Annotated in this window: 13 protein-coding genes; 5 read left to right on the top strand and 8 right to left on the bottom strand. The window is 62.9% G+C overall.

Features of this window, described 5'->3' with window-relative positions; genetic code table 11:
- Window positions 1-142: 142 nt before the first annotated feature.
- From RTX98_RS13670 to RTX98_RS13650, 5 genes are all read right to left on the bottom strand, one after another.
- Window positions 143-1,108: a Tim44 domain-containing protein gene (locus tag RTX98_RS13670; RefSeq protein WP_312797247.1), complete on the bottom strand. Its 966-nt coding sequence runs from the start codon at window positions 1,106-1,108 to the stop codon at window positions 143-145.
- Between the two features lie 108 nt (window positions 1,109-1,216).
- Complete coding sequence (locus RTX98_RS13665) at window positions 1,217-2,059, bottom strand: EamA family transporter (RefSeq protein ID WP_312797244.1); 843 nt, start codon at window positions 2,057-2,059, stop codon at window positions 1,217-1,219.
- Window positions 2,060-2,210: 151 nt separating this feature from the next.
- Entirely contained in the window at window positions 2,211-3,278 is a 1,068-nt protein-coding gene (locus RTX98_RS13660; RefSeq protein ID WP_312797243.1) for an ABC transporter ATP-binding protein, read from the bottom strand.
- A 5-nt stretch (window positions 3,279-3,283) separates the two neighbouring features.
- Window positions 3,284-4,075, bottom strand: coding sequence for an ABC transporter permease (locus tag RTX98_RS13655; protein WP_312797241.1), 792 nt, complete (start codon window positions 4,073-4,075; stop codon window positions 3,284-3,286).
- Window positions 4,072-4,857 (bottom strand): ABC transporter permease subunit, encoded by a 786-nt coding sequence (locus RTX98_RS13650; RefSeq protein WP_312797245.1) that lies wholly within the window; start codon window positions 4,855-4,857, stop codon window positions 4,072-4,074. The genes RTX98_RS13655 and RTX98_RS13650 overlap by 4 nt, the downstream gene beginning before the upstream one ends.
- On the opposite strand from RTX98_RS13650, the gene RTX98_RS13645 reads away from it, so the two are divergent.
- The gene (locus RTX98_RS13645; RefSeq protein WP_312797239.1) at window positions 4,768-4,965 is read left to right on the top strand and encodes a hypothetical protein; all 198 of its coding nucleotides are present in this window, start codon (window positions 4,768-4,770) and stop codon (window positions 4,963-4,965) included. The genes RTX98_RS13650 and RTX98_RS13645 overlap by 90 nt on opposite strands.
- An 85-nt stretch (window positions 4,966-5,050) precedes the next feature.
- Here RTX98_RS13645 and RTX98_RS13640 read toward each other — a convergent pair whose 3' ends face one another.
- The gene (locus RTX98_RS13640) at window positions 5,051-6,163 is read right to left on the bottom strand and encodes an ABC transporter substrate-binding protein (RefSeq protein WP_312797237.1); all 1,113 of its coding nucleotides are present in this window, start codon (window positions 6,161-6,163) and stop codon (window positions 5,051-5,053) included.
- Window positions 6,164-6,499: 336 nt separating this feature from the next.
- Between RTX98_RS13640 and RTX98_RS13635 the strand changes: the two genes are divergently transcribed.
- The 4 genes from RTX98_RS13635 (at window position 6,500) to RTX98_RS13620 (ending at window position 12,393) form a co-directional block, all read left to right on the top strand.
- A complete protein-coding gene (locus RTX98_RS13635; RefSeq protein ID WP_312797236.1) occupies window positions 6,500-7,681 on the top strand; it encodes an efflux RND transporter periplasmic adaptor subunit in 1,182 nt (393 codons plus the stop codon).
- Between the two features lie 14 nt (window positions 7,682-7,695).
- Window positions 7,696-10,989 (top strand): efflux RND transporter permease subunit, encoded by a 3,294-nt coding sequence (locus tag RTX98_RS13630; protein WP_416223127.1) that lies wholly within the window; start codon window positions 7,696-7,698, stop codon window positions 10,987-10,989.
- Window positions 10,990-11,101: 112 nt separating this feature from the next.
- Window positions 11,102-11,587: a MaoC family dehydratase gene (locus tag RTX98_RS13625; RefSeq protein ID WP_312797234.1), complete on the top strand. Its 486-nt coding sequence runs from the start codon at window positions 11,102-11,104 to the stop codon at window positions 11,585-11,587.
- Between the two features lie 29 nt (window positions 11,588-11,616).
- Window positions 11,617-12,393, top strand: coding sequence for an SDR family NAD(P)-dependent oxidoreductase (locus tag RTX98_RS13620; RefSeq protein WP_312797233.1), 777 nt, complete (start codon window positions 11,617-11,619; stop codon window positions 12,391-12,393).
- 79 nt (window positions 12,394-12,472) lie between these two features.
- Here the strand turns inward: RTX98_RS13620 and RTX98_RS13615 are convergent, their stop codons facing one another.
- Entirely contained in the window at window positions 12,473-13,027 is a 555-nt protein-coding gene (locus tag RTX98_RS13615) for a sarcosine oxidase subunit gamma (protein ID WP_312797232.1), read from the bottom strand.
- Complete coding sequence (locus RTX98_RS13610; protein WP_312797230.1) at window positions 13,020-16,028, bottom strand: sarcosine oxidase subunit alpha; 3,009 nt, start codon at window positions 16,026-16,028, stop codon at window positions 13,020-13,022. Before RTX98_RS13610 ends, RTX98_RS13615 begins: the two co-directional genes overlap by 8 nt.
- Window positions 16,029-16,039: the final 11 nt, after the last annotated feature.

Below are 16,039 nucleotides of genomic sequence, written 5' to 3'. Positions count from 1 at the left end.
CGGTTCCGGTGGCGGCGGTGGTGGCGGTGGTGGCGGCGGCAACGGCGGAGCCGGCGGCTAAGAGCCCTCACCAACCCTCAAAGGAAAAGGGAGGCCAACCGGCCTCCCTTTTTTGTCGTCAGCAAACACGTCGTTGGAACGCTTAGGCTTCCTGGATCGCCGATAGCTTCCAGTCCCCGCCCCGAGCACGCACGAATGTCCAAAGCTCAGTGATCTCGCTAAGCTCCTCGTCGCCATCCACCAGGCGGCCGCTGTTGCGGTCCAGCAGTCGGTCACGCGATTCATAGCGCAGCGCGGCCGTCGCATAATCCTGCGTGCCTTCGCTCCAGCTTTCGGCGATGTCAGCCTGCAGAAGGGTCACATCCGTCACCTCGTTGCGCACGCCGTTTTGCGCGTTCTCAGCCAGTTCCTCCGACAGGTAGGACACCATTTCCGGCGTCACGAGCCGGCGCAGTGCGGCGTGATCTTCGCGGGAAAACGCTGCCTGCACTTCCGCAAGACGTTGCTCGAACGTGTCGAGATCGGTCTGCGCAAGCTCGATGTCGCGGCTTTCCACTGCGGCCGGCTTGCCGGCACCACCTCCGATCGACGGGATCGGGAAGGAGCGGTTGTTCTGCGGCTGAGCCTCCGCATCACGGCGCGCCTGCCAGTTTGGATTGGGTGCGGCACCGGCTGCAGCACGACCTGCCCCCGCATAAGCAGGGCTCGGCTGAGACCGCGAGCGGAAAAACCGCATGGCAAGCATGATCAGGCCGCCGATCAGCAGGATCTGCAAGAGCATGCCGAACATCCCGGCCATGCCGCCGAAGCCGTGGCCAAGCAGCATGCCGAACAAGCCGCCGATCAGCAGACCGCGCATCAAGCCACCGCCGAGACCGCCAAACAAACCACCACGCTGCTGCCCGGCTGTTTGCGCTTGACGCGTCGCGGCGCCAGGCTGCGCGGTGCTCGGCGTCATGGAACGCTCTACTGGCGCTGTCTGGCGCGGCGCGGTATTCGTTGCAGGCGCGGACTGGAACGTCCGTCCGCCACGGCTGCCGAAGCTGCCGCCGCGTCGGGCTTCAGCGTGGTCAACCGCGACCATGGACAGGGCAAGAAACAGCCCCATGAATAGAGCAGTCAGGCGTTTTCCACGCGAACCAAGCACAGGCAGCATCCTCCTTGATGATAGCTGTGCCGCATATAAGCGATTGTGATTGAAAGTTTTAGTGCGCGATCAGGCCAAACGCAGCGCAACGACCCCTGCGACGATCAAAACTCCGGCAACAAAGCGCCAAAGGCCCAAGCCTTCGCGCAGAAAGGCCACGGAGATGATCATCGCAAACAGGATCGAGCTTTCGCGCAGTGCCGCCACCGCGCCGATCGGCGCCAGCGTCATCGCCCACATCGCGATACCGTAGGACGCCGCAGACAGGCCGCCAACGCCGACGCCGATCTTCCATGATCGCGCCATCACCGGCAAAATGGCCGGTCCGCGAAGAACCAGCGCCAAAATCAGCGAGATCGTGCCATCGGTGATGAACAGCCAGACCGCATAAGAAAAAGCGGAACTTGCCAGCCGCACGCCATTGCCGTCGGCCAGCGTATAACAGGCGATGAAGAAGGAGGTGGAAAAGGCATAAGCGATCGCTTCGCGGTTGAGCTTTTCCAGCCCACCGCCGCGCAACGACATCAGGATCGTGCCGGCACACAGAAGCGCGATGCCGAGCACTGCCCAATCGCCGGGATGCTCGTTGATCAGCGCAAACGCACCGATCGTCGTCAGAAGCGGCGCGCTGCCGCGTGCCAACGGATAAACCTGCGCCAGATCGCCAGCTGCATAAGCCTTGATCAGGCACAGCTTGTAACCCTGCTGAAACACCGCCGAAGCCAGAATGAAGGGCCACACGCCCCAAGCGGGAAAATCCACGAAGGGCGACACGATCAGCGCCATCGTGCCCATGCCGGCGCTCATCAGGGTGATGGACACGAAGCGGTCGAGATGGACTTTCACCATCGCGTTCCACACCGCATGCATGGCGGCAGCAAGGAGCACGGCCGTGAACACGATCGGGCTCATGCGTGATCTCCTGGGAAATCGCGACGGCGGCTTTTGGAAAGGCTGCGTGCTGGCATGCGGCGGGCTCGTTTCCCCGCCTGTTTAACGAAGGTGCCAAGCATCCGCAAAGCACAGAGCCGGTCAATCACTCGGCCAGCGGAGTATAAGTCCGTCAGTCTGCGAGCACCATCAGGTCGCGCGGCGCGAAAGCCAGCTCAGCCGGTGCACCGGATACCGGCGGCGGCATGGTGGGGTCGTTGAACGTGTCGAGCGACACGGTGCTGTCGCCGACTTTGGTGCGCACCCGGATCACCGAACCGAGAAAATGCACGTCGGCGATCGTCGCGTCCAGCGCGCCGGTGCGCTCCCCCGTTCGGCCGAGCGAAACCGCTTCGGGGCGAAGCGCCAGCGAGATCGTCTCGCCGTTACGCTTGGGCGCAAGATTGCGATGGAGCGCCAGGGTTTGGCCCGCGACATCCACCGAGCCGGCTTCGGCATCGAGAATGCGCGCTTCCAGCACGTTGAGCGTGCCGACGAAGTTGGCGACGAAGCGGGTGGCCGGGCGGTTGTAGATCTCGAACGGCGTGCCGGCCTGGTCGGCGCGGCCATTGTTCATGACGACGATGCGGTCGGAAATCGACAGCGCTTCTTCCTGGTCATGCGTCACGAAGATCGTGGTGATGCCGAGTTCCTTCTGGATCGACCGGATTTCCTCGCGCAAGGACACGCGCACCTTGGCATCCAGCGCGGACAACGGCTCGTCGAGCAAAAGCAGGCGCGGCTTCGGCGCAAGCGCGCGCGCCAGGGCTACACGCTGCTGCTGGCCGCCGGACAACTGATAGGGATAGCGGTCGCCCAGATGCGGCAGGCTGATCAGCTTCAGCATCTCTTGGACGCGCTGCGCGCTTTCGGCCTTCGGCGTGCCGGCAACCCGCAAGCCGAAAGCGATGTTCTGCGCCACCGTCAGGTTCGGAAACAGTGCATAGGCCTGGAACACCATGCCAACCTTGCGCTGGTTCGGCTTGAGGTTGGTGACATCCTTGCCACCGACAAAGATCTTGCCCGCGCTTGGCTCCTCAAAGCCGGCGACCATGCGCAGCATTGTGGTCTTGCCGCAGCCCGATGGTCCCAGGAAGGAGATGAACTCGCCGCGCCCGACATCGAGGTTGAAGTCGCGCACGACTGTCGTTGGCTCGAAGCTCTTGGTGACGCCCTGGATCGACAGGAAGGTCTCGGTCATAATAGTTAGTCCGGGCGGTTGGCGGATTTGGGAGCAAAGCGGGCGAGCATCTGGATTACCGACATGCAGCCCCAGGTCACGGCAAAGGTGATGACGGCGAGTGCGGCCGGCTCATAAGCGCGGTTGGCGCCGATGTTCTGGAGATACGGGCCGAATGCCGGGCGGTTGAGCAGGCTCGCCATGGTGAACTCGCCGATCACGATGGCAAACGTCAGGAAGGCGCCCGACAAAACCGCGATCAACACATTGGGCAGGATCAGCCGCGTGATGATCGTCGCCCAACCCGCGCCCAGGATCTGCGCGGCTTCGGTTAGCGTGCGGACATCGATGGTGCGCAGGCCCGTATCCACCGCGCGATACATGTAAGGCAGCGCCAGGATTGCATAGCCGATCACCAGCAGCGCATCCGTGCCGCGTGCGGAAGCCAGAAACGGCAAGGCTGAGTTAGAGCCATACATGCGGATATAGCCGAACACGATCACGATGGCCGGGATGACCAACGGCAACAGCGTCACGAATTCGACGATCGGCCGGATCTGCGGCATGCGTAGCCGGATCCAATAGGCGGTCGGCACCACGATCAGCACGCCGAGCAGGATCGTGAAGATTGCGGCCATCACCGAATAGCCGAAGGTCTGCTGAAAGCGCGGATCGCCGAACACCACGGCGAAGGCATCGAAGGAATAGGTGCCGCGCCGCATCCGCATGGCGAATTCCAGCGTCGCCAGCAGCGGGATGATGAAATAGGCCGCACCCAATCCGAAGGTGAGCCAGGCCCAGAACTTGCCAGATTTCATTTCAGCCACCGTTCCGAGCGCGTGCGGAACCAGATGTAGAAGACATTGGCCATGCCCGTGATGAAGATCATGCCGAAGGCGATGGCATAGCCGAGATGCGGATTGTGCAGCACGTCACCGCGGATCTGCGCATAAAGCAGGATCGGCACGATGTTGAGCGACGAGCCCGTCAGCGCGTAAGCCGTCGCAATTGCGCCGAAAGCATTGGCGAAGAGCAGAATGACGGTGCCGAGGAAGCTCGGCCACAAAACGGGGATTACCACCATGCGCCAATACTGCCACTGGGTCGCGCCCAACGTCGCGGCCGCCTCGCCCCATTCCTTCTTCAACCCATCGATCGCCGGCGTGATGATCACCACCATCAACGGGATCTGAAAATAAAGGTAGGTCAGCGTCAGTCCCGAAAAGGACAGGATGTTGAAGCCGGTCGCATAGAGATTGAAGCCGAAGATGTCGCGCAGCAGGATCGTGACGAGACCGAGCCGACCGAGCGTGGCGAGAAAGGCAAAAGCCAGCGGCACGCCGGCGAAATTGGAGGCGACGCCGGAAAAGGTCATCGTCGCGCCGCGCACCCAGCGCGGCAGCCCGCCCCGCACGATCGCGATGGCAATCGCCAGACCGACCAGCGCGCCGATCACGGCTGAGGCGAAACTGACCTTGATGGAAATCCAATAAGCGGCGCGGATGGTCGGTTGCCAAAGCTCAGCCAGATTGCCGAGCGTAAACGTGCCCTCCGGCGTCTGGAACGCGCCGAGGATCAGGTAAGCGGTCGGCGCAATCAGAAAGAAGATCGCGAACAGAAAGAACGGCGCAACGCCCAGCCATTGCGTCGGCAGCCGAACGGCGCGCGCATGAGGCGGGGCGGCATGCGTCCGGTTCTGACAGGCTGATCGTCGCCATGCAGGAAGGTATCCGTGGGAATAAGGAAAAACCGGGCAGCCTGGAAGCCGCCCGGCCGATCATGCAGGAAACGTCTTACTTGACGTTGGCGCCCACGACCTGATCCCAGGCCTTGGTGATCGCTTCCTTGGCAGCGTTCTGGTCGTCAAGCGTCGGGAACTTCGCGGCTTCGTAGGCAGCTGCCGGCGGAAGCTTGGCGAGCATCTCCTGCGGCACCTTGCCCTTGGCAACCAGATCGTTGAAGCGGATAGGATGGCAATAGCCCTTCAGCCAGCCGAGCTGGCCTTCGTCCGAATACAGGTGCTCCATCCACAGCTTGGCGGCGTTCGGATGCGGCGCGTAAGCGCTGATGCCCTGAACGTAAACGCCGGCAACCACGGCAGACTTCGGCACCACGACTTCAACCGGCGGATTGCCGTTGAGCGTGTCGCGGCCGGTCAAACCGTTGTAATCCCAGTTGATCAGGATCGGGGTCTGCCCCTGCGCCAGCGTCGCCGGCTTGCCGATCACCGGCACGAAATTGCCGGACGTGTTGAGCTTCTTGAAGAAGTCGAGGCCCTTTTCGCTGGCCGAAGCCGCATCCGTGCCGCCCGTTGCGAGACCGGCAGCGTAAACGGCCTGGATCGCCTGGTTGGACGCACGCGGATCACCAGCGAGCGCTACCGCATTCGCATAATCCGGCTTCAGGAGGTCGGCCCAATCCTGTGGCACGTCCTTGACGATATCCGTGTTCACCATGAACGACAGAACACCGTAATAATCGCCGTACCAGTGGCCTTCCGGATCCTTGGCGTCTTCCGGGATCGAGTCCCAGGTCGAGACCTTGTAGGGCATCAGAAGGTTTTCGGCCTTGGCGGCCGGGCCGAAGGACAGGCCGACATCGATCACGTCAGGCGCCTGCGGGCCCTTGTTGTCCTTGTTGGCCTTGATGGCCTCGATCTCGTCGCCCGAACCGGCATCCGGATTCAGTTCGTTGACCGTGATCTCGGGATACTTTGTCTTGAAGGCGGCGATGACTTCGCCGTAACCGCACCAGTCATGCGGCAGCGCGATCGTGGTGAGCTGGCCTTCCTTCTTGGCCGCTGCAACCAGTTCGTCCATATTTTGAGCGGACGAAATCGCCGTTGTCGCCATCATGGCAACGGCCGTCCACGAAAGTACTTTCCCCACCAAACCCGTCACGATCATCTCCGTTGTTGTTCCGCCTTCCCGGCGTTCAAAAGCGCCGTATGCCCTGCACATGACAGGAGGATGAAGGCCGACGCAAGCACCCGCGCAAAGACCTGAACAAAAAAGCTTTGAGCGAGTTACTGCCCGGCAAACTCTGTTCCGGCGGTAACCCGTCGAACAAGGACAAACCCGGCGATCACGAAGCCGTCAGAGCTTCGGACACAACATTGCCGATATTTAACACAACGACAGCGTCAGGCATGGCATTGTGTGTTGCACAATGATCGAAACGAAAGGTCTGTTCGGCCTCACGCATCGACATGCTTCTACGCGTTACTTGAGCCGGAGACTTCAATGGCGGTTTGGAAACAACTGATCCTCGGCCTGCTCGTGGCTGTGATCGGCGCCGCCCTTTGGGTCCGCTTCGTGCCGGGATCGGCTGATACGCTGGCGAAAATCGGCCTTGATGTGCCGGCCTGGGCGGCCGTCGAGCCGCAGCAGAAGGAAGCAGCGGAAGGCGGCGGCCATAATGGCGGCCAGCGCCAGAACCGCACCACCACGGTCGTTGCTCCGCCTGCCACCCGCGCCACGATCAATGATCGCCTGACCGCCATCGGCACCGGCAACGCCATCCGCTCCGTCAGCGTGCTTCCCTTCGTGTCCGGCCGCATCGTCGAGATCCCCGTCGCATCCGGCGACCAGATCAAGGCTGGTGACGTGATTGCCCGCCTCGATTCCGATGCCGAGCGCATTGCCGTCGACCGCGCCAAGATCGCGCTGGAAAACGCGCAGGCAGCGCTCGATCGTTCCAACGCGCTGCGCAATTCCAATACCATCACCGCCGTTGCCCAGACCGAAGCCAAGCTTGCGGTGGACAATGCGCGGCTCGAGCAACAGCAGGCCGAGCTCAACCTCGAACGCCGCTCCATCACCGCCCCGATCGGCGGCATGGTCGGCATCGTGCCAGTAGAAATCGGCGATTACGTTACCTCACAGACCGAGATCGTCACGCTGGATGACCGCTCCGAAATCCTGGTCGACTTCTGGGTGCCGGAGCGCTTCGCCGGCGCGGTCAAGGTCGGCGCGCCGGTCAAGGCCAGCCTGGTTGCCCGGCCGGACCGCATCTTCGACGGCGTGGTCAGCGCGCTCGACAGCCGTCTCGATACGGCCAGCCGCACCATGCGCGTCCAGGCCAAGCTCGCCAATCCCGATGATCTTCTGCGCGCCGGCATGTCCTTTGAAGTCGCCATGACCTTCCCCGGCGACACGTTCCCGGCCGTCAATCCGCTGGCCATCCAATGGAGCACGGACGGCGCTTACGTCTGGCAGATCCGCGACAACAAGGCGGAGCGCACTCCGGTCCGCATCATCCAGCGCAACACGGATGCCGTTTTGGTGGAAGCCGACATTGCCGATGGTCGCCCCATCATCACCGAAGGGCTGCAGGCTCTGCGTGACGGCGCATCCGTCCAGATCGCGGGCGGTAACCGGCCCGAACCGGTGGCAACCACACAAACACCGGGAAGCGGCTCGTGACGGACAAGCCCGACATGAGCGAGAACGAACCCAAACACGAGCCAAACACCAACGCGCCAGTTGAAGCACCTGCGGTGATCTCGCCCACACCAGCGCCCGAGCCGGCAGACAATGCAAACGCTACGGCCTCGGACGAAACCATAACCGAAGACGCCCAGCCTCAGGCAAAGCAGGAAACCGGCTCAACCGCGATTTTCGTTCGCCGACCGGTTCTCGCTTTCGTGTTGAACGTGCTGATCGTCGTGGCTGGCCTCGCGGCCTTCTTCGGCATCGATGTGCGCGAGCTGCCGGATGTCGATCGCCCGGTCATCACAGTCAACACCAACTATACGGGTGCGGCCGCCGAAACGATCGATCGCGAAATCACCGCGATCGTGGAAGGCGGCATCGCCCGCGTTTCCGGCGTGAAGTCGATCTCCTCTTCATCGTCCTTCGGCCGCAGCCGGGTGACCGTGGAGTTCAACGACGGCGTCGATCTCGATGTCGCGGCCTCCGACATGCGCGATGCCGTCAGCCGTGTCGTCAACCAGCTGCCGGATGACCTGCAGGACCCGCCAACGGTGGTGAAGGCCGATGCCAACGCCGAGGCGGTGATCCGTCTCGCCGTCACCTCCGAAACCATGTCCATCGAGGACATGACGGTGCTGGTGGAAGACGAGATATCGGATACACTGGCCGCAGTTCCAGGCGTGGCCGACGTGCAGATCAACGGCGACCGCGAAAAGATCTTCCGCATCGATATCGACCAGGCCAAGCTTGCGTCGCTCGGCATGACCGTTGCCGATGTGTCGAGCGCACTCAGTTCGATGGCCTTCGATGCGCCGGCCGGCGCTCTGTCCAGCAATGACCAGAACCTGATCGTGCGCGCCACCGCCGCCCTGACCACGCCTGAAGCCTTCGAAGCCGTGCTCCTCAACGGCCGTACCCGGCTCGGCGATGTCGCCACGGTCACGCTCGGCCCGGACATCGGCCAAACACAGCTGCGTGCCAACGGCCAGACCGGTGTCGGTCTCGGCATCATCCGCCAGGCCCAATCCAACACGCTCGACATCAGCGAAGGCGTTCATGCCGCTGTCGATCAGCTGAAGAAAACCCTGCCGGAAGGCATGGACATCTTCATCACCAGCGATGACGCAACCTTCGTTGAAGGCGCCATCCACGAAGTCGAAATCGCGCTCGGCATTTCGGCCACCGTGGTGCTCGTCATCATCTTTGCCTTCCTGCTCGACATTCGCGCCACCATCATCCCGGCCGTCGCTCTGCCCGTGGCGCTGATCGGCACGGTGGCCGGCATTTATCTTGCCGGCTTCTCGCTCAACATCCTGACCCTGCTGGCGCTGGTTCTCGCCACCGGTCTCGTTGTCGATGACGCCATCGTGGTGCTGGAAAACATCGTGCGCCGCCGCAACATGGGCCTTGGGCCGCGTGCTGCCGCCGTGCTCGGCACGCAGGAAGTGTTCTTCGCCGTCATCGCCACCACGGCGACGCTGGTTGCCGTGTTCGTCCCCCTCTCCTTCCTGCCCGGCCAGACCGGCGGCCTGTTTCGCGAATTCGGCTTCGTGCTGGCGCTGTCGGTGATCCTGTCGGCAATCGTGGCTTTGTCGCTCTGCCCCATGCTCGCCTCGCGCATGCTGGGCGGCTATACCGAGCACGAGCATACCGGCCTGCTTGGCCGCATCGGCGGCGGCTTGTCCGCCTTCTACCGCCGCACACTCCATGCCGCCTTGAACGCACCGCTGATCGCCATCATCGTGGCGCTGCTCGCTGCCGGCGCGGCGGGCGCCATGTTCGGCACCATCCGCTCCGAGCTGACGCCGACCGAAGACCGCTCGCAAGCCTTTATCCGCGTGCAGGCGCCGCAGGGCGTCAGCCTGGACTATATGGGCCAGCAGATGCGCGCGATCGAAGAGCGCCTCCAGCCTCTGCGCGACAATGGCGAGATCCGTTCGGTTTATTCGATCGCCGGTCAGGGCGGGAACTACAATAGCGGCTTCATGGTCATGTCGCTCGCTTCCTGGAGCGACCGCGAGCGCACGCAGCAGCAGATCCTGGATGATATTCAAAGCCGCATCCGCGATGTTTACGGCGTGCGCGCCTTTGCCTTCCAGCCAAACAGTCTGGGCATTCGCGGTGCCGGCAGCGGCCTGCAATTCGCCATCGTCGGCAACAACTATGCGGACCTGACCGCAGCCGCCGAAGCCACCGTGCGCGACCTCGAAAACACGCCCGGTTTCCAGCAGCCGCGCTTGTCCACCGAAGCCACGCAGCCGCAGCTTTTCGTGTCCATCAATCGCGACCGCGCCTCCGATCTCGGCATCGAGATCAACGGTCTCGCCGCTGCCATGCAGGCCATGCTGGATGGGCGCGAAATCGGCTCGGTCTTCATCGAGGACCGCGCCTTCGACGTAAAGCTGGTGTCTTCCGCCAACCCCGTGAACGATCCGACCGATCTGGAAAACATCTTCCTGAAAGCGTCGGACGGTCGCTTCGTGCCGATGTCGACCATCGCCACGCTGGAAGAGCGTGCCGTGCCGCCTTCGCTTGCGCGCGAACAGCAGCTGCGCTCGGTCGCCATCACCTCCTCGCTGGCGCCGGAACTGGCACTCGGAGACGCCTATACTCAGGTGCAGGAAATTGCCGGCAAGCACATGCCGGCCGGCAGTCGCATCGTGCCGCTGGCCGAAGCCGCAACGCTCGGCGAAACATCCAGCGGCATGCTCACCATCTTCGGCTTTGCGCTCGTGATCGTGCTCTTGGTGCTGGCGGCCCAGTTCGAAAGCTTCGTCAGCGCCATCATCATCATGATGACCGTGCCGCTTGGCCTCGCCTGCGCTGTGTTCGCGATGGTGCTGACCGGCACCAGCCTCAACGTTTACAGCCAGATCGGTCTCGTTCTGCTTGTCGGCATCATGGCCAAGAACGGCATCCTGATCGTGGAATTCGCCAACCAGCTGCGCGATCGCGGCCTGCCCTTGCGCGAAGCGATCGAGGAAGCCTCGAACATTCGCCTACGGCCGGTCATGATGACCATGCTCTGCACCATCGTCGGCGGCGTGCCGCTGGTGATGGCGTCGGGCGCCGGTGCCGAAGCGCGTATCGCACTAGGCTGGGTCATCGTCGGCGGCCTCGGTCTCTCCACAATCGCTACGCTCTATATAACGCCGGTCTCCTATCTTCTGCTCGGCCGTTTCGTGACGCCGAAGGTCGAGGAAGAAGCCCGGCTTGAACGCGAGCTGGAAGCCGCTGCCAATCCGCGTCCGGCACAGCCCCGTCCGGCGCTGGATGCTCATCCCGCCCCTGCCGATTGAAGATCAACCGCGCATCGCTGCCCTGCTCGGTTCATGCGGCACCGCCTGCCCCTTGACCGCGCCCGGCGCGTGCAGCATGGACCTGTCATCAATGGTTTAGGAGCATGCCGCCGTGGCGAGCAAACGAATCTCCCTGGCAAATGCGCAGGCTCTTGTCGGTAAGGAAGTCGGACTGGCGGAATGGCGCGAGGTTTCGCAGACCATGATCGACCAGTTCGCCGATGCAACCGACGATCACCAGTTCATCCACACCGATCCAGCTCGCGCTGCAGCCGAAGGGCCTTACGGCGGCACGATTGCGCATGGCTTCCTCACCCTCTCGCTTCTGTCGGCCATGACCTATGAGGCCGTGCCGGCGCTGGAAGGCATGGTTGCCGGCGTTAATTTCGGCTTCGACAAGGTGCGCTTCATGTCGCCGGTCAAAACCGGCCAGCGCATCCGCGCCCGCTTCATCCTCGACAAGCTGCGCGAGCGGCCATCCGGTATCGTCGAGATCAACTATGCCGTGACGATCGAACTCGAAGGCAGCATCAAGCCCGCGCTGACCGCTTACTGGCTGACCCTGATGATGCCTGACCGCACGAAAGACCGGGCGTGAGTGCCTCCGAACAAGAGGCTCGCTCTTCCATGAAACGCTTCGACGGTCTGTCCGTGCTGATCACCGGCGCAACCGGCGGATTTGGCCGCCGCGCTGCCGAGCGCTTTGCTGGAGAAGGCGCAAAACTCATCCTGTCCGACGTTGATGCCGAAGCGCTCGACGCTTTTGCCGCGACCCTCGACTGCGAAACGGCCCGTCTCGCTGGCGACATCAGCCAGGAAAGCCTGTCCAAGGATCTGGTAAAACTCGCCGTCGAAAAGTTCGGCCGCCTCGATGTCGCGCTGAACAATGCCGGCATCGCGCAAAGCTACGTCAAGCTGCCAAACGTCCCTTCCGACGAAGCGCGCCGCATCCTGGAAATCGACCTGCTCGGCGTTTTCTTCGCCATGTCCTACCAGATCCCGCAGATGGAACGGCAGTTCCGCCGCACCGGAAAAGGCGGCGCGATCGTCAATGTCGCTTCGGTTGCCGGTCTCGCCGGCGCGCCTCGCTTGTCCGTTTATTCCGCCGCCAAACATGGCGTCGTCGGCCTGACCCGATCGGCGGCCGCCGAATATGCCAGCAAAGGTGTGCGCGTGAATGCGGTCTGCCCGGCCTTCGCACGGACCAAGATGGCGATGGACATGCTGGGTATGTCGACCGCCGGAACCGACGCGGCCATCGCCGATCTGACGCGGGGGGTGCCGATGAAACGGCTGGCTGAGGTGGACGAAATCGTCGAGGTCTTTCTGTTCGCAGCCGACCCCAAAAACAGCTTCATGACCGGTCAGGCCATTGCAGCAGATGGCGGCATAACCGCCATCTGAGCCCCAAAAAACCGGCTGAGAACGCCGGTTTTGTGCCGCCACTTGCTGCTTTTTGCCGGAAATTGGCCGAAAAATTCCGCTAAATTCCCCGTGCGGCGTCGGAAAGATAGCTGAACGCGTAGTCCGCAAACGACCGCCAGCATTCCACTCGGAATGTGTTGGGCGCGGTCCGCAAAAGCACGACCTCGATCTTGCCGAGTACCGTGCGCGAGCAGGCGCCGACAGGAAACGCCTGCACACCCAGATCCTGCGGACAGCCTGCATTGATCACGTCTGCTGCCTTTTCACCCGACACGATGATTGCGGCATTGCGGTGTGAGACATCGACTGCCGAATGCAGAACGGAAACCTCGGCCAGATCGGCAATCGGATCACCCTCGCCGTCATCAATCACCAGCCACTCGTCCGGGCCCAGCCAAAAGGCCGTGCGACCGTTGGCGGTGACGGAAGTCTTTGGTTTCGCTGGTAAATCTAGGCCCAACGCCAGCGAAAGCGGAGCTAGACCATCTGGCCTGGCACGCAGCGAGATACGTCGCGCAGGCTTCCCCGGCTGCAGGGAAACGCCGTTGATCGCCTCGCTGCGATGATCCAGCGCGCCGCGTCGCTTAACCGTGATCGCTGCTGCCTCAACCATGGAGCCGCTCCCCCTTTTCGTCGAAGAACAATGGCTTGCACACTTCGACCTCGATCACGCTGTCTGGCATCGGGACGTACAAAGTCTCGCCGATCCGGCTGAATCCGCCTTCCACCAGACCCATGGCGATCGAACTGTTGCAGTTTTCTGACCAGTAGCTCGAGGTAACGAAACCGATCATCTTCATCGGCACCGGCTGCTTCGGGTCGACCACGACCTGAGCGCCTTCTTCCAGAACAGTCTTCGGATCCTTGGTCTTGAGGCCGACCAGTTGACGACGGCCCGGCGCCACGAGATCTGGACGGGTCAGACCGCGAATACCCACGAAGTCGGTCTTCTTCTTGCCGATCGCCCAATCAAGCCCGGCATCACCCGGGGTGACCGTTCCGTCCGTATCCTGGCCGACGATGATGTAGCCCTTTTCGGCGCGCAGCACGTGCATGGATTCCGTGCCGTACGCGCAGGCATCGTGCTTCTTGCCTTCTTCCCAGATGGCCTCCCACACAGCACGTCCGTAATCGGCCGGCACGTTGACTTCGAAGCCGCGCTCGCCGGTGAACGACATCCGGAACAGCCGGGTCGGAACCCCGCCGCAGATCGTACCTTCGCGCACCGACATATGCGGCATAGCGGCATCCGAAATATCGATATCGTCGACCAGCGATTGAAGGATGTCGCGGCTCTTCGGACCCTGAACGGCGATCACCGCCCATTGCTCGGTGATCGAGGTCAGCCAGACATCGAGATGCGGGAACTCGGTCTGAAGATAGTCTTCCATATGGTGCATCACGCGCGGCGCACCGCCGGTGGTGGTGGTCACATGGAAGCGATCGGCGGACAGGCGACCGACGACACCGTCATCATAGATGAAGCCGTCTTCGCGCAGCATGATGCCATAGCGGCAGCGGCCGTCTTCGAGCTTTGCCCACGGGTTGGTGTAAAGCAGCTCCATGAACTTGGCGGCGTCCGGGCCAACCACCTCGATCTTGCCGAGGGTTGAGGCGTCGAACAGGCCGGCTGATGTGCGCACCGTCTTGCATTCGCGGTTCACCGCCGCATGCATGTCCTCGCCCTTACGCGGATAATACCAGGCGCGCTTCCACTGCCCGACGTCCTCGAACACCGCGCCCTGCTGTTCTTCCCAGCCATGCATCGGGGTGCGGCGCGTGGGATCGAACAGATCGCCCTTGGCGTGGTTAACGATCGCGCCGAAGGTGACCGGCGTATAAGGCGCGCGGAATGTGGTGAGACCGACCGCAGGGATCGGCTTGTGCAGCACTTCGGCCGCGATCGCGAGACCATGCAGGTTGGAGGTCTTGCCCTGATCGGTTGCCATGCCGTTGGTGGTAAAGCGCTTCACATGCTCAATCGAGCGCATGCCTTCGCGCACGGCCTGGCGGATGTCCTTGGCCGTCACATCGTTCTGGAAGTCCACGAAGGCCTTGACGATCTGGTCCGGACCCGAGCCCGGAGCAGCACCCAGCATACCGCCACCCCAGGTCTCGCCCTTGTCGACCTTGGGCTTGGAGGCCGAGGTCGAGCGCACGGCCTTTTCGCCGGCGGCGAAGCCTTCATCGACGGTGGCATCAAGGCTGTCCGCACCGTTGCAGGCACCAACCGAGATACAATCCTGCGCGTAGGTGCCCGGCAGGAAGCGCTGCGTCGGCTCGTCGAAAGCGACCTTGCCGCGCGACTGCGAGAACAGGTGAACGGAGGGCGTCCAGCCCGACGACATCAGCAGCGCGTCGATCGCGACCTTGCGCTCTGGTCCGCCGGATTTCGCCTGCACCGTCATGGACGAGACGCGCAGCCGGCCGTCCGTACCAATAACCGTACGGCCCGGATTGATCTCGATGCCGAGGGCGCGGGCTTCTTCCACCAGGGCGCTGGACGGGTTGTCTCTGATGTCGACGATGGCCGCGATGTTGACGCCGGCCTTTTTCAGATCGATCGCGGCGGGATAGGCGGAATCGTTGGCGGTAAAGACGCCGACATTGCGCCCGACCGCAACACCGTAATGGTTGAGGTAGCTGCGCGCAGCCGAAGCCAGCATGATGCCCGGACGATCATTGTCGGCAAACACCATGTGCCGCTCGATGGCGCCGGTGGCGAGGATCACCTTCTTGGCGCGAACCTGCCACAGCCGTTCGCGAGGCGTGGTGAGGTCGGGATGCGCGAGATGTTCGGTGACGCGCTCCACCAGCCCGACCATGTTCTGCGCGTAGTAGCCGAAGGCGGTGGTGCGGGTAAGCACGCGGACATTGTCGCGCGAAAGGAGCGACGCAGCCGCAGCCTGCGCCCAGGCCCAGCCATCCTGGCCTTCAATCGACGCGCCGGTTTCGTAGCGCAGTGCGCCGCCAATATCCGGCTGCTCGTCGCACAGGATCACGCGCTGGCCGGAATCCGCTGCGGCAAGCGCTGCCGCCAGACCAGACGGCCCGGCGCCAACGATCAGCACATCGCAATGCGCAAAGCGCTGCGCGTAAGTGTCGGGATCGGCCAAATCCGGCGCAACGCCGAGACCGGCTGCTTCACGGATACGCGGCTCGTAAACCTTGGCCCAGGCGCCCTTCGGCCACATGAAGGTCTTGTAGTAGAAGCCGGCCGAGAACATCGGCGAGCCGATATTGTTGACGGCGCCGACATCATAAGCGAGCGACGGCCAGCGGTTCTGCGATACGGCGGTCAGCCCGTCGTAAAGCTCCTGCACGGTGGCGCGCACATTCGGCGTCTTGCGGGCGGCGTCTCGATGGATGCCGACCAGCGCGTTCGGTTCTTCCGGCCCAGCTGAAAGAAAGCCGCGCGGCCGGTGATATTTGAACGAGCGGCCAACGAGATGCACGCCATTGGCGAGCAGCGCGGAGGCCAGCGTATCGCCTTGAACGCCGGCATAGGTCTGGCCGTCAAAGGTGAAGGCGAGCGGCGCGGCGGTGCCGAGCCGGCCCTTGTTCGGAATGCGATGCGTGGCTGTAACGGCCTTCTTGGTGGTGGTCGTCGCCATCACGCTTCTCC

It is taken from the genome of Tianweitania sp. (assembly GCF_032053605.1).
In the GTDB taxonomy this organism is placed as follows: domain Bacteria; phylum Pseudomonadota; class Alphaproteobacteria; order Rhizobiales; family Rhizobiaceae; genus Tianweitania.
The sequence above is the reverse complement of the archived record's forward strand: the minus strand, read 5'-3'. Positions and strand labels throughout refer to the sequence as shown.